General features: G+C 45.3%; 12 protein-coding genes. All 12 read left to right on the forward strand.

Going from position 1 to position 14,474, the window contains the following annotated elements:
* The first annotated feature begins 1 nt into the window (after position 1).
* The 12 genes from bamA to glnB all read left to right on the forward strand — a co-directional run bounded on the left by bamA (position 2) and on the right by glnB (position 14,192).
* Positions 2–2,428 carry an outer membrane protein assembly factor BamA gene (gene bamA / locus ACK5MF_RS03420; RefSeq protein WP_416919384.1) on the forward strand — a complete coding sequence of 809 codons (2,427 nt, stop codon included), beginning with the start codon at positions 2–4 and terminating at the stop codon, positions 2,426–2,428.
* A 15-nt stretch (positions 2,429–2,443) separates the two neighbouring features.
* Positions 2,444–2,953, forward strand: coding sequence for an OmpH family outer membrane protein (locus tag ACK5MF_RS03425; protein WP_416919403.1), 510 nt, complete (start codon positions 2,444–2,446; stop codon positions 2,951–2,953).
* Between the two features lie 32 nt (positions 2,954–2,985).
* On the forward strand, positions 2,986–4,041 hold the full coding sequence (gene lpxD / locus ACK5MF_RS03430; RefSeq protein ID WP_416919386.1) for a UDP-3-O-(3-hydroxymyristoyl)glucosamine N-acyltransferase: 1,056 nt from the start codon (positions 2,986–2,988) through the stop codon (positions 4,039–4,041).
* Positions 4,042–4,167: 126 nt separating this feature from the next.
* Complete coding sequence (gene fabZ, locus ACK5MF_RS03435) at positions 4,168–4,599, forward strand: 3-hydroxyacyl-ACP dehydratase FabZ (RefSeq protein ID WP_416919405.1); 432 nt, start codon at positions 4,168–4,170, stop codon at positions 4,597–4,599.
* A gap of 1 nt (position 4,600) precedes the next feature.
* Positions 4,601–5,389 carry an acyl-ACP--UDP-N-acetylglucosamine O-acyltransferase gene (lpxA, locus tag ACK5MF_RS03440; protein ID WP_416919388.1) on the forward strand — a complete coding sequence of 263 codons (789 nt, stop codon included), beginning with the start codon at positions 4,601–4,603 and terminating at the stop codon, positions 5,387–5,389.
* A 214-nt stretch (positions 5,390–5,603) separates the two neighbouring features.
* The gene (gene lpxB, locus ACK5MF_RS03445) at positions 5,604–6,755 is read left to right on the forward strand and encodes a lipid-A-disaccharide synthase (RefSeq protein ID WP_416919390.1); all 1,152 of its coding nucleotides are present in this window, start codon (positions 5,604–5,606) and stop codon (positions 6,753–6,755) included.
* Position 6,756: 1 nt separating this feature from the next.
* Positions 6,757–7,401, forward strand: a complete 645-nt coding sequence (gene rnhB / locus ACK5MF_RS03450; protein WP_416919392.1) for a ribonuclease HII — start codon at positions 6,757–6,759, stop codon at positions 7,399–7,401.
* A 76-nt stretch (positions 7,402–7,477) separates the two neighbouring features.
* Positions 7,478–10,957: a DNA polymerase III subunit alpha gene (gene dnaE / locus ACK5MF_RS03455; protein WP_416919393.1), complete on the forward strand. Its 3,480-nt coding sequence runs from the start codon at positions 7,478–7,480 to the stop codon at positions 10,955–10,957.
* Between the two features lie 45 nt (positions 10,958–11,002).
* Positions 11,003–11,962, forward strand: coding sequence for an acetyl-CoA carboxylase carboxyl transferase subunit alpha (gene accA, locus ACK5MF_RS03460; protein WP_416919395.1), 960 nt, complete (start codon positions 11,003–11,005; stop codon positions 11,960–11,962).
* A 125-nt stretch (positions 11,963–12,087) separates the two neighbouring features.
* The gene (tilS, locus tag ACK5MF_RS03465; RefSeq protein ID WP_416919407.1) at positions 12,088–13,389 is read left to right on the forward strand and encodes a tRNA lysidine(34) synthetase TilS; all 1,302 of its coding nucleotides are present in this window, start codon (positions 12,088–12,090) and stop codon (positions 13,387–13,389) included.
* A gap of 71 nt (positions 13,390–13,460) precedes the next feature.
* Entirely contained in the window at positions 13,461–13,772 is a 312-nt protein-coding gene (locus tag ACK5MF_RS03470; protein WP_416919397.1) for a c-type cytochrome, read from the forward strand.
* Positions 13,773–13,853: 81 nt separating this feature from the next.
* The gene (glnB, locus tag ACK5MF_RS03475) at positions 13,854–14,192 is read left to right on the forward strand and encodes a nitrogen regulatory protein P-II (RefSeq protein WP_416919399.1); all 339 of its coding nucleotides are present in this window, start codon (positions 13,854–13,856) and stop codon (positions 14,190–14,192) included.
* Positions 14,193–14,474 lie beyond the last annotated feature (282 nt).

Below are 14,474 nucleotides of genomic sequence, written 5' to 3' on the forward strand. Positions count from 1 at the left end.
TATGGCAATGAAAAAGATCCTTTTCGCGACACTGCTCGCAACCAGCGTGTCGGCGAACAGTGCCGAGAGTTTTGTTGTACAGGACATTCAGATCAACGGTTTACAACGTGTGGCACTTGGTGCCGCTTTGTTGAAAATGCCAGTTCGTATCGGTGATTCTGTTGATTCACAAGATGTTGCAGGAATTATTAAAGCGCTTTACGCATCCGGTAACTTTGAGGATGTGAAAGTGCTTCGAGATGGTGATGTGCTGGTTGTTGAGGTAAAAGAACGCCCAACGATTGCGACGGTTTCATTCTCTGGCAATAAGGCAATTAAAGAAGAACAGCTTCAGCAGAATCTTGATGCTTCAGGGATTCGAGTTGGCGAAGCGTTGGACCGAACCACGTTAAGCAACATTGAAAAAGGTCTGGAAGATTTTTACTACAGTGTTGGTAAGTACAACGCAACAGTGCAGGCTGTGGTTACACCGCTACCGCGCAATCGTGCTGACTTAAAGTTCGTTTTTACTGAGGGTGTGTCTGCGAAAATTCAGCAGATCAACTTTATCGGTAACCAAGTGTTTACTGACCAAGAGTTGTTGTCTCGTTTTAACCTCAACGTTGATGTTGCCTGGTGGAACTTTCTTTCTGATGATAAGTATCAAAAGCAAGTATTAGCTGGTGATATCGAGGCGCTTCGTTCTTACTATCTGGATCGTGGTTATTTAAAATTTCAGGTTGATTCAACCAACGTATCTATTTCTCCTGATAAGAAAGGTGTTTATATCACCTTAAATCTGACTGAAGGGGAAACTTATACCGTTAAAGAGGTTAAATTCCGTGGCGAACTGATCGGCAAAGACGATGAGTTTAAAGCCCTTATTCCTTTTGAGGATGGCGAAACGTATAACGGATCCGCGGTTACGCAGCTCGAAGAAGGTGTAAAGCGCGTGCTTGGCGAAGCGGGTTACGCCTACCCACAGGTTCGTACTATTCCTGAATTTAATGATGAAACCAAACAAGTTTCGTTAGTGGTTAATGTTGAGTCAGGCAAGCGTATCTATGTACGTGATATTCGTTTTGTCGGCAACAATGCAACGCGTGATGAAGTCCTGCGCCGTGAAATGCGTCAGATGGAAGGCAGTTGGTTAAGCTCTAAAGCGATTGATACCGGTAAAGCGCGTCTGAACCGTTTAGGTTTCTTTGAAACTGTCGATGTACAAACGGTTCGTGTACCGGGAAGTGAAGACCAGGTTGACCTTGTTTACAACGTCAAAGAAGCCAACTCGGGCAGTGTTAACTTCGGTATTGGTTACGGTACAGAATCGGGTGTGAGCTTCCAGGTTGGTCTGCAACAGGATAACTTCTTAGGTACTGGTAACCGTGTTGGTATCAGCGCCATGACCAATGACTACCAAAAGAACGTTACATTAGAGTACCGCGACCCATACTGGAACCTTGATGGTGTGAGCTTAGGCGGCAAAGTTTTCTATAACCAGTTTGAAGCCTCTGAAGCGGGCATTGTTGACTATACCAACGAAAGTTACGGTACTAGCTTAACCTGGGGTTTCCCATTTGATGAATTGAACCGTTTTGAATTGGGTGTGGGTTACACGCACAACTCGATCGGTAACTTGTCCCCTTATCTTCAGGTCGAACAGTTCCTGATTGCACAAGCGGGCAATCTTGACGAAGACGGCAGCCTCAATACGGACGATTTTGATATCAACCTATCATGGACACGCAATAACCTAAACAAAGGCTATTTCCCTACTGCTGGCAACTATCAACGCGCTTATTATAAGATGACCGTACCTGGCTCTGACGCACAGTTTTTTAAACTGCAGTATGATGTGCGCCAATACTTCCCGTTAACCAAGAAACATGAGTTTGCCTTGTTGCTGCGTGGTCGATTGGGGTATGGTAACGGTTATGGTCAAACGGATGGGCAAGATAACTTGTATCCATTCTATGAAAACTTCTACGCAGGTGGTTTCACTAGCCTACGTGGTTTTGGCTCTAATTCCGCGGGTCCTAAAGCGGTTTATAGAATGGACAACGAACCTTCGGTGAATGGTTCTAAACCTTATAACATTACTGATGATTCGGTTGGTGGTAACGCGGTTGCATTAGGTAGTATAGAGTTAATTTTCCCGACGCCATTTGCATCAGATGAAGCGCGCAGCCAAATTCGTACCAGTATCTTCTTTGATATGGCAAGTGTCTGGGATACTGAATTTGACTATCGTAAAGCTCAAAAGGGAGACGATGGTACTGAGTACTACTATGACTACTCTGATCCAACCAATTACCGTTCATCTTACGGTGTTGCATTGCAATGGATGTCACCGATGGGACCTTTGGTGTTCTCATTGGCGAAACCAATAAAAATTTACGAAGGTGATGATGAAGAGTTCTTCACATTCACTATCGGTAAAACGTTCTAAATTGAGGAAAGTATGTTGAATAAAATGATTAAAGCTGCAGGTATTAGCCTTCTTGTGTTGAGCTCATCAATGTTTGCCAATGCAGCACAAGCGGCGCAAAAAATTGGTTATATCAATACCGCACAAGTATTTCAGGCGCTGCCACAACGTGAAGTTGTATTGCAAAAAATGAAAGCTGAGTTTGAAGATAAAGCGGCTGAACTACAGGGCATTCAAGCGCAAGCTAAGACTAAAATTGAAAAGTTGAAACGTGATTCATCTTTAATGAGTCAAGAAGAAGTTGAAAAGCTACGTATTGAAATCGGCCAACTGGACAGCACTTATAAAATTAAAGCGCAAGCTTTAGACAAAGCATCGGCACAACGTGAAGCGGAAGAAAAACAAAAGTTATTCCACGTGATCCAAGAAGCGGTGAAGAAAGTGGCAGAGAAAGAAGGTTACGATATGATCATTGATATCAGTGCGATGCAATATGGTAAGCCTGAATTCAATATTTCAGAAAAAGTAATCAAAGCAATCAAATAACTCGCTCTTATAAACACAGATAGCAATTGAACATGAAAACACTGACTTTAGCTGAATTAGCAGCAATTACTGGCGGAGAGTTACACGGTGACAGCAAGGCTGTGATTCATCGTGTTGCTCCAATGGATAGTGCGCAAGAAGGCGATGTGGCCTTCTTGTCGAATTCGAAATACAGCAAACACTTAGCGGAATCTAAAGCAACGGTGTTGATGGTGAAAGAGTCAGAGCGAAAGCTGTGTCCATCGAATGTTCTGGTTGTTGCTGATCCCTATGTTGCCTTTGCTAAGGTAGCACAAGCGTTAGATGTGACTCCTGCACCCGCTGCAAACGGCGTATCGGCAAGTGCCGTGGTCGCTGACGATGTGGTGATGGGAGCTAATGTCTCTATTGGTGCCAATGCGGTTGTTGAATCTGGTGTAACGCTGGGTGATAACGTGGCCATTGGTGCGGGGTGTTTTATCGGTAAAAATGCCAAGCTGGGTAATAACAGCAAACTATGGGCAAATGTGAGCATTTACCATGATGTTCAAATTGGCTCTGACTGCTTGGTTCAATCCAACACTGTTATTGGCTCTGATGGTTTCGGCTACGCTAATGAACGTGGTGAGTGGATTAAAATTCCACAAATTGGAACGGTTCGAATTGGCAACCGTGTTGAGATCGGCGCTTGTACTACCATTGACCGCGGTGCGTTAGACGATACGGTTATCGAAGACAATGTTATTTTAGATAACCAACTGCAAATCGCGCATAACGTGCACATCGGATATGGTACAGCAATGGCTGGTGGTACAGTTGTCGCTGGCAGCACTCACATTGGTAAATACTGCATTATCGGTGGCGCAAGCGTTCTTAATGGTCATATTACTATTGCTGATGGTGTCACCATCACAGGTATGGGCATGGTAATGCGCAGCATTGAAGAGAAGGGGATGTACTCTTCGGGTATACCTTTACAACCCAACAAAGAGTGGCGCAAAACAGCGACTCGTGTTCATCGCATTGATGAGATGAACAAGCGTCTTAAACAAGTGGAAAAGCTATTAGCTCAAAAAGAAAAGCAATTAGCACAAAAAAAAGACGCCTAAAGGCATATTTTACAGACCTTTGTCGATAAGGCTCGCAAAGTGCGAGTCTTTTTCGTCTATAATGCCGAAAGAATTTTGATAATTTTAAAGAATAGGAATATGACTTTGACTACTGAAAAGAAAACGATGAATATCACCGAAATTCGGGAGCTACTTCCTCACCGCTATCCGTTTTTGTTGATTGATCGTGTAACGGATTACCAAGAAGGCAAATATCTTGTTGGACTAAAAAACGTTTCAGTCAATGAGCCTCAGTTTACGGGGCATTTCCCACAACTGCCGATTTTCCCGGGTGTTCTTATTCTTGAAGCTATGGCTCAAGCTACGGGTTTGTTAGCGTTTAAGTCTTTTGGTGCATCCCAAGAGAACGAACTTTACTATTTTGCAAGTATTGATAACGCGAAATTCCGTAAACCGGTTGTTCCTGGTGACCAGTTGATCATCGAAGTCGAATTCCTAAAAGAGCGCCGTGGTATTGCTCTGTTTAACGGTGTGGCGAAAGTTGACGGCGATGTTGTGTGTTCCGCTGAACTAAAATGCGCACGTAGAGAGTTTTAATATGATTCACGAATCAGCACGAATTCATCCAAGCGCGGTAGTCGAAGAAGGCGCCGTGATTGGTGCTAACGTAACCGTTGGTCCTTTTACTTATATTACTTCGGGCGTGACAATCGGTGACAACACTGAAGTGATGTCTCACGTTGTTATCAAAGGTAATACGGTTATCGGTAAAGACAACCGTATTTTCCCGCATGCGGTTATTGGTGAAGAGAACCAAGACAAGAAGTATGGCGGTGAAGATACCACAGTGGTTATCGGTGACCGCAACGTGATCCGTGAAGCGGTGCAAGTTCATCGTGGTACAGTGCAAGATAAAGCCACGACAGTGGTAGGTAATGATAACTTGTTATGTGTTAATGCGCATATCGCTCATGACTGTGTGGTCGGTAACAACACTCACATTGGTAATAATTCGATTTTGGGTGGACATGTCACCGTCGAAGATTACGCCGGTGTCATGGCACTATCAGCCATTCACCCATTCTGCAGAGTTGGAGCTTATGCTTATGTGGGTGGCTGTTCTGCGGTTGTTCAGGATGTACCTGCGTACGTGCTAGCGCAAGGCAACCATGCAACACCATTCGGCCTGAACCTTGTAGGCTTGAAACGTAACGGTTTTGAAAAGGCAGAAATTCGCGCTATTCAACAAGCGTACAAAGAAATCTACCGTTCAGGTAAAACCCAAGCAGAAGTACTGCCGGTGTTGAAAGAGATGGCACAAGAGTGGCCGGCGATTGAACGTTTTGTTGCCATTCTGGAAACAACGGAACGTGGCATCATTCGTTAATTTGCGCTTGAATTGACCATGAGAAAAGATCGCAGCGTAAAGGCTGCGGTCTTTTTGTGTTTTAAGGCTAGCGATATTCATTTACTCGTCCCCACGGTCCTCCGTGGGGATGCATACCAGAGCTAAATATGGAAAGTCTTAGCGTTAAATATGCATTCCCACGCATGGGAACGAGAGAAGTATTAGTCAGATCATAATAAGTAAGGCGAAAAGTATGTCTGAAGCGAGAAAGCCGCTGCGCGTAGGTGTTGTTGCTGGAGAGATGTCTGGTGATACGTTAGGTGAAGGCTTTATCAAAGCCATTAAACAGCAATATCCTGATGCGGAATTCGTCGGTATTGGCGGCCCAAAGATGATGGCTCAAGGGTGCGAGTCTCTGTTTGATATGGAAGAGTTATCGGTCATGGGCTTAGTGGAAGTGCTTGGGCGCTTATCTCGATTGTTGAAAGTAAAAGCGGAATTGGTTAAGTATTTTACCGCTAACCCACCGGATGTGTTTGTTGGTATTGATGCGCCTGACTTTAACTTGCGGCTTGAATTAGACCTGAAAAATGCGGGCATTAAAACCGTGCATTATGTTAGCCCGTCTGTTTGGGCCTGGCGCCAAAAGCGCATATTCAAAATTGCCGCAGCAACCAATCTCGTTTTAGCTTTTTTACCGTTTGAAAAAGCCTTTTATGACAAGTTTAAGGTGCCTTGCGAATTTATCGGTCACACGCTGGCGGATGCTATTCCGCTACAAAACGATAAATTGCCTGCGCAACAGCTACTTGGATTGGATTCATCTCGTCGTTGGCTGGCGGTATTACCGGGAAGCCGCGGTGGTGAGATGAAAATGCTGGCGCAGCCATTTATTGAAAGCTGTAAAAAGCTGAAAGAGAAATACCCGGATCTTGGATTTGTGGTGGCACTGGTGAACCAAAAACGTCGCGATCAGTTCGAAGCTGCGTGGAAAGAGACCGCTCCTGAGCTTGATTTCGTTTTGGTGGATGATACCGCTCGCAATGTCATTACCGCTTCAGATGCGGTTTTATTGGCTTCAGGCACCGTTGCTCTGGAATGTATGTTGCTCAAACGCCCTATGGTGGTTGGTTATCGGGTCAATGCACTGACCTATTTCTTGGCCAAACGCTTGGTGAAAACACCTTATGTGTCACTGCCGAACATATTAGCCGAGCAAGAGCTGGTGAAAGAACTTCTGCAAGACGACTGTACCGTTGAAAACTTGGTGCATTATGTCAGCGAGCTATTAGAGAGTGATAACCAATCTATGCTGCGTAAATTTGCCGAAATGCATCAATGGATTCGCAAAGGTGCAGATGAACAAGCTGCACGTGCGGTGTTGAAGTTAATCGGGAAAGAATAAAATGGTACAGACAAAGAAAACAGCAGTAACAAAAAAAGCAGCAACAGAACTTCCACCATTCGACATTCCGCTAGGTTACCAATTTATTGCCGGTGTGGATGAAGTAGGCAGAGGGCCATTGGTTGGTGATGTCGTAACGGCTGCTGTGATTTTAGATCCTAATAACCCTATTGAAGGGCTCAATGATTCTAAAAAATTGAGTGAAAAAAAACGTCTTGCTTTGCTGCCTGAAATCAAAGAAAAAGCGTTGGCGTGGTCAATTGGGCGTTGCAGTGCAAAAGAAATCGATGAACTGAATATTTTTCAGGCCACTATGGTGGCGATGCAACGCGCAGTTGAAGGTTTAGGCATTCAGCCTGATCTGGTACTGATCGATGGCAATAAAGTGCCGAAGTTACCGATGGATGCGATCGCTGTTGTCAAAGGCGACTTACGTGTGGCGCAGATCAGCGCCGCTTCGATCATTGCCAAAGTGGTGCGTGACCAAGAAATGGAACAGTTGGATAAAGAATTCCCTCAGTTCGGCTTTGCTAAACACAAAGGCTATCCAACCAAAGCCCATTTTGAGGCGATTGAACAACACGGCGTGATTGAGCAACACCGTCGAAGTTTTGCACCAGTGAAACGTGCTTTAGGCTTGGAATAAGCCCTGCAATACGTTTTGTATTGACGTAGAATAGCCCCCAATAACAGCGAATATTGCATATCTAGGACCGAATTGAATGTCAGACCCTAAGTTTATCCACTTACGCATTCACAGTGATTTCTCCATGGTTGATGGCCTATCGAAAGTGCCACCCTTGGTAAAAAAAGTGGCTGAAATGGGTATGCCAGCAATGGCATTAACCGACTTTACCAACTTGTGTGGTTTAGTTAAGTTCTATGGCACCGCGCACAACTGCGGTGTGAAACCGATCATTGGTGCGGATTTCACCATGCGCTCTGAAGAGTTTGGTGATGAACTGACAAAACTAACCATTCTGGCGAAAAATAATGTTGGTTATAAAAACCTGACGCTTCTTATTTCAGAAGCATATCTGCGTGGTCATGTGCAACATCAACCTGTGCTTGATAAAGAGTGGTTAATCAAGTACGCCGAAGGTTTGATCATTTTATCCGGTGGCAAGCAGGGCGAAATTGGTAAAGCGCTGCTTAAAGGTAACCAACCATTGGTGGATAAGTGCGTAGAGTTTTATCAAACCTATTTCACTGACCATTTCTATATTGAGCTTACCCGTACCGGTCGAGCTGATGAAGAAAGCTACCTTCACTTCGCGTTAGAAGTAGCTGAAAAAGAGGATATTCCTGTCGTTGCCACCAACGAAGTAGTATTCCTCACTGAAGAATTCTTTGAAGCACATGAAATTCGCGTGGCTATCCACGATGGCTACACATTAGAAGACCCGCGCAGACCGAAACTTTACAGTCCTCAGCAATACTTACGCTCAGAAGAAGAGATGTGTGAACTCTTCGCTGATATTCCGCAAGCGCTGCAAAACACGGTCGAAATCGCCAAGCGTTGTAACGTCACCGTTCGCTTAGGTGAATATTTCCTTCCCGCATTCCCAACACAAGGGATGCTTGAAACTGAATATCTGGTTAAAAAATCACAAGAAGGTTTGGAAGATCGTCTGGAGTTTTTGTTTGCTGATCCAGAAGTTCGAGCTCAGCGCCGTCCTGAATATGACGAGCGCCTGCAAGTTGAACTTGAAGTTATTAACAACATGGGGTTCCCGGGTTACTTCCTGATCGTAATGGAGTTCATTCAGTGGTCCAAAGACAACAATATTCCGGTAGGTCCGGGGCGCGGTTCTGGTGCTGGTTCTTTGGTGGCGTATGCCCTGAAAATTACCGATCTCGATCCACTCGAATATGACTTACTATTCGAACGATTTCTGAACCCAGAACGGGTATCCATGCCCGATTTCGACGTCGATTTCTGTATGGATAAGCGTGACCAAGTGATTGATCACGTAGCAGAAATGTATGGTCGTGATGCGGTATCACAGATCATTACCTTCGGTACTATGGCAGCCAAAGCGGTTATTCGCGATGTGGGGCGCGTACTGGGGCATCCGTTTGGCTTTGTTGATCGCATTTCTAAGCTTATTCCGCCAGATCCGGGTATGACACTGGAAAAAGCGTTTAAAGCGGAGCCTGCACTACCTGAGCTGTATGACGCAGATGAGGAAGTGAAAGAGCTGATCGACAAGTGTCGAATTTTAGAAGGTTGTACGCGAAATGCCGGCAAGCACGCGGGTGGTGTGGTCATTTCGCCAACGACTATTACCGATTTCGCCCCCATTTATGCTGATGCGGAAGGTCATTTCCCGGTTACTCAGTTTGATAAGAATGACGTTGAAACGGCGGGTTTGGTTAAGTTCGACTTCCTGGGATTACGCACTTTAACCATTATTGACTGGGCGTTGGGGTTAATAAACCCTCGTTTAGAACGTGAAGGTAAAGATCCTGTACGTATTGAGTCGATTGACCTCGCCGATCCGAAGTCATTCACCATGCTGAAAAACTCTGAAACCACAGCGGTATTCCAGCTTGAATCTCGCGGAATGAAAGATCTCATCAAGCGTCTTCAGCCTGACTGTTTCGAAGATATTATCGCATTGGTGGCACTGTTCCGACCGGGACCTTTGCAATCAGGCATGGTCGATAACTTTATCGACCGTAAACACGGCCGGGAAGCGATCTCTTACCCTGATGAAACCTGGCAACATGAGTCGCTAAAAGAGACCCTAGAGCCGACCTACGGCATTATTCTCTATCAAGAACAGGTCATGCAGATTGCTCAGATCTTAGCAGGTTACACTCTTGGTGGCGCAGATATGCTGCGTCGTGCTATGGGTAAGAAAAAACCGGAAGAGATGGCAAAGCAGCGTGCAGTATTTGAAGCGGGAGCGATCAAAAACGGCGTTGATGGCGAATTGTCGATGAAAATCTTCGATCTTGTAGAGAAATTCGCTGGATATGGCTTTAACAAATCACACTCTGCAGCCTATGCTTTAGTATCGTATCAAACACTGTGGCTAAAAACTCACTTCCCGGCAGAATTCATGGCTGCGGTGATGACCGCCGATATGGATAACACTGAAAAAGTGGTTGGCTTGGTGGATGAATGTATTCGCATGGGGCTTAAAGTGCTTCCACCAGACATTAATTCGGGCTTATATCGTTTTAACGTCGATGAATCAGGTGCCATTGTGTATGGTATTGGCGCGATCAAAGGTGTGGGTGAAGGCCCGATTGAAGCGATTCAAGAAGCGCGAGACAAAGGCGGTTACTTCAAAGATCTGTTTGATTTCTGTGCGCGAATTGACCTGAAAAGGGTCAACAAACGAGTGATAGAAAAACTGATTTTAGCCGGTGCTTTGGACAGATTAGGTCCACACCGTGCGGCGATGATGGCTTCGATGGATGATGCAGTGAAATCAGCGAGCCAGCACCATCAGGCGGAAGCATTTGGTCAGGCTGATATGTTCGGTGTTCTGACGGACGCGCCAGAAGAAGTCGAGCAAAAATATACTCAAGTACCAGAGTGGCCCGAAAAAGTTTGGCTAGAAGGCGAACGTGAAACATTGGGGCTTTATTTGACAGGGCACCCAATTAACGCCTACTTGAAGGAACTCAATCGGTATACCAGTTGTCGATTAAATGAAGCGACACCAACCCGTCGTGATCAATCGATGACCGTGGCTGGTTTAGTCATTGCTGCTCGGGTGATGACCACCAAGCGCGGCACGCGCATTGGTCTGATGACTATAGATGATCGTTCCGCTCGTATGGAGGTGATGTTATTCTCTGATGCGCTTGAACGATATGCAGAACTGCTGGAAAAAGATAAAATTTTAGTGATTTCTGGACAGGTCAGCTTTGATGACTTCAGTAGTGGCCTTAAAATGTCGGCGCGCGAAGTCATGGACATGGGCAGCGCGCGTGAAAAATATGCCCGTGGCTTATCAATATCTGTAGAGCAATCTCAAATTGATGAGCAATTTTTTGAGCGTTTTAGTGAAATACTGACGCCTCATCGAGCAGGAACGGTTCCTGTCAATGTATACTACCAGCGCCCTGATGCGCGAGCGCGTCTCGTACTTGGTACAGAATGGCGCGTCACACCTAGCGATACATTGTTAGACGAATTGCAACAGCTACTTGGCAGTGATCAGGTAGAACTTGAATTTAACTAAAATTCAGCAAAGCCACAGGCAAGCTGAGTAAAAAAGGATAGGTAGATGAGCCTAAATTTTCTAGATTTTGAAAAACCAATTGCCGAACTTGAAGCTAAAATTCAGGCACTGCGTGACATGTCTCGTCATAGTGGTAACGATTCAGTTGACCTCGACAAAGAAATTGCACAACTAGAAAAGAAAAGCTTAGAACTAAAAAAGAAAATTTTTGGTGATTTAGGTGCATGGCAAGTGGCGCAATTGGCGCGTCATCCAAAGCGTCCATATACGCTTGACTACATAGAGCATGTATTCACTGAGTTTGATGAATTAGCGGGTGACCGAGCATACGCGGATGATAAAGCTATCGTTGGTGGTATTGCTCGTTTAGATGGTCGCCCAGTGATGATCATTGGACACCAGAAAGGCCGCGAAACTCGTGAGAAAGTAAAACGTAACTTCGGTATGCCAAAACCAGAAGGTTACCGCAAAGCACTACGCCTAATGGAAATGGCAGAACGTTTTAATATGCCAATCATTACTTTCATCGATACGGCGGGTGCATACCCAGGTGTTGGTGCAGAAGAACGTGGTCAGTCTGAAGCTATCGCTAAAAACCTCAAAGTGATGTCAGGTTTGAAAGTGCCAGTTATTTGTAACGTTGTCGGTGAAGGTGGTTCGGGTGGCGCATTGGCTATCGGTGTGGGCGATTACGTCAACATGTTGCAATACTCTACTTATTCAGTCATCTCTCCAGAAGGATGTGCATCAATCCTATGGCGTGATTCAGATAAAGCGCCACAAGCTGCAGAAGCGATGGGGCTTGTGGCTCCTCGCTTGAAAGAGCTAGAACTGATTGATGAAATCATTGAAGAGCCGCTAGGTGGCGCACATCGTAACCACGAAGAGATGGCGGCTAACATGAAAGCAACGCTACTTCGTCAGTTAGCGGATCTCGATGCCTTGGATAAAGACTCGCTACTAGAGCGTCGTTACCAACGTTTATTGGGCTACGGTTACTGCTAATCGGGCAAAATCTTTATTGATTTAGTTAAGGGTTGGATTGATTCCAACCCTTTTTGTTTATCTGGCTTAACGTTACACTTAAAGCCAGTTTCTTGTTGATAGCCTTACTGGTTGATAAACCTACTATGCTCGATTTGTATTCTCACTTTTGCCAACAGTTGAATGCATACTCATCCCGCCGTTTTGTTCTCGCTTTGAGTGGTGGTGTTGATTCTCGTGTTCTGTTGTCACTGCTCGCACGTTTTCGCGATGAATTCGGCGCATCAATTGCAGCGGTGCATGTTCATCATGGCTTGAGCAGCAATGCAGATCATTGGGCTGCGTGTTGTCAGACATGGTGTGATGACTCTGCTATCCCTTTGACTGTCGAACGAGTGCATCTGGATACTCAATGCGGAGAGAGCATTGAAAAGCTTGCTCGCGATGCTCGTTATGCGGTGTTAGCTAAGCATGTGCAAGAGAATGATGTACTGCTTTTAGGTCAGCACGCAGACGACCAGATAGAGACTTTTTTACTTGCTCTTAAACGAGGAAGTGGGCCAAAAGGTTTGGCTTCTATGGCTTCTTCTGCGTCATTTTCAGACGGTTTGATGTTACGCCCGCTATTGAGCGTCAAACGTGCTGACATTGAGGCTTATGCGGCGAAGAATCATCTCACTTGGATAAGCGATGAAAGTAATGATGATGTTCGCTATGAGCGCAATTTCATCCGCCACCAAGTTACACCTATTCTCAACCAGCGTTGGCCATCGATTCACCAAGCGGTTCAACGTAGTGCGGAGTTGTGTGCTGAGCAACAAGCTTTGCTCGACGAACTCTTGCAAGATGAACTTGTACAAGCACTTTATGATGACGGAAGTTTGAAGCTTGATGCATTGCACGCAAAAAGTACTGCTGTTCGTCGGCAAATCATTCGCCAATGGTTAGCTAGTCATCAAATGGTGATGCCTAGCCGCAAACATACCGAGATGATTTGGCAACAGGTCGCTTTAGCCACTGCTGATGCCAATCCTAAGCTCAAACTTGGCGAGCATGAGATCCGCCGTTTTGATAATCGTCTATATTGTGTTGAAGAGAGTCGAGATATATCAGACTGGAAAAGCCCTATTTTGCTTGGGCAAGATCTGCTATTACCCGCTGGTTTGGGCGTTTTGACTCTTATTCTGCATCAAGGAGAAATTCGGCTGCCTGAAAGGGTGGAAGATTTGTGGGTCAGCTTTAATCCGCAAGGATTAACGGCATGTCCGGCAGGAAGAAGTGGCTCAAGAAAGATGAAAAAGCTCTTTCAGGAATACGGAGTGCCGAGTTGGCTAAGACGTCGCACGCCAATACTCATGTATCAAAATAAAGTGGTTGCAGTAGCAAATTTGTTTGTTGATCGTGATTTCAGTGGGCAAGATTGCACTCTGATTTGGGACAAGCGTTAATTTTCGTGCCACAATTAACCCTAGTCGTAGCAGTGATATAAAAAGAAAATTCAATCACATAAGGAAGAGCAATGAATAAACTAGCCGTGAGTGTTGTTTTAGGTCTTGGGCTTTTAGCGGGTAATGCTGTCGCCGGAGATGTCGCCGCCGGGAAAGCAAAATCAGCCGTATGTGCAGCTTGCCATGGTGCGGACGGTATTGCTGTGATCCCGGGTTATCCAAATCTGAAAGGTCAAAGCGAACCATATATTATGTCCGCTATCAAAGCATATAAAGCCGGTCAGCGTACTGGCGGGCTAGCTCCTGTAATGCAAGCTCAGGCGTCTATGCTCAATGATGCGGATATCGCTAACTTAGCGGCTTACTACGCAAGTTTGAAATAAACGTAAACCGACTTAATTATTTGATTGTTTTCAAGGGCTAGCGGATAATGCCGAGTATTGATACAAGTTTAAGGGATGAACATGAAAAAAATTGAAGCCATTATTAAGCCGTTTAAACTCGACGATGTTCGTGAAGCGCTAGCTGAAGTAGGTATTACGGGTATGACCGTCTCTGAAGTCAAAGGCTTTGGTCGTCAAAAAGGTCACACTGAACTGTATCGTGGCGCAGAATACATGGTCGATTTCTTGCCGAAAGTGAAGCTGGAAATTGTGGTCAACGAAGATGTTGTTGACCAATGTGTTGATACCATTATCGAAACGGCACAAACAGGCAAAATTGGTGATGGTAAAATCTTTATCACTGATATCGAACGTGTTATCCGTATCCGTACTGGCGAAGAAGACGAAGACGCAGTTTAAGTTGTTTTAGCAAAAGAGGAGCAAATGCTCCTTTTTTGTTTGCCCAGCAAAGCTGGCAAACCCGTCCACTTGAAAGAAAGTGGAGTCACCCTGACTAAGGGGAAGACAATCCGAATGGCAAGGGCGTCACGGGCTAACGGTGGGGTCTGAAGGAAGCCATAGGAAGTTAGATGTACACAACTAACCGTAATCTGTTTCGGCGGTACTGGTGGGTAAGCGTCCAAAATAGCGCAAAGCCCAATACTTAGTCAGACCAATACTGTGATTGAGGGTGGGATATCT

It is taken from the genome of Vibrio sp. (genome assembly GCF_047973365.1).
Classification (GTDB): domain Bacteria; phylum Pseudomonadota; class Gammaproteobacteria; order Enterobacterales; family Vibrionaceae; genus Vibrio.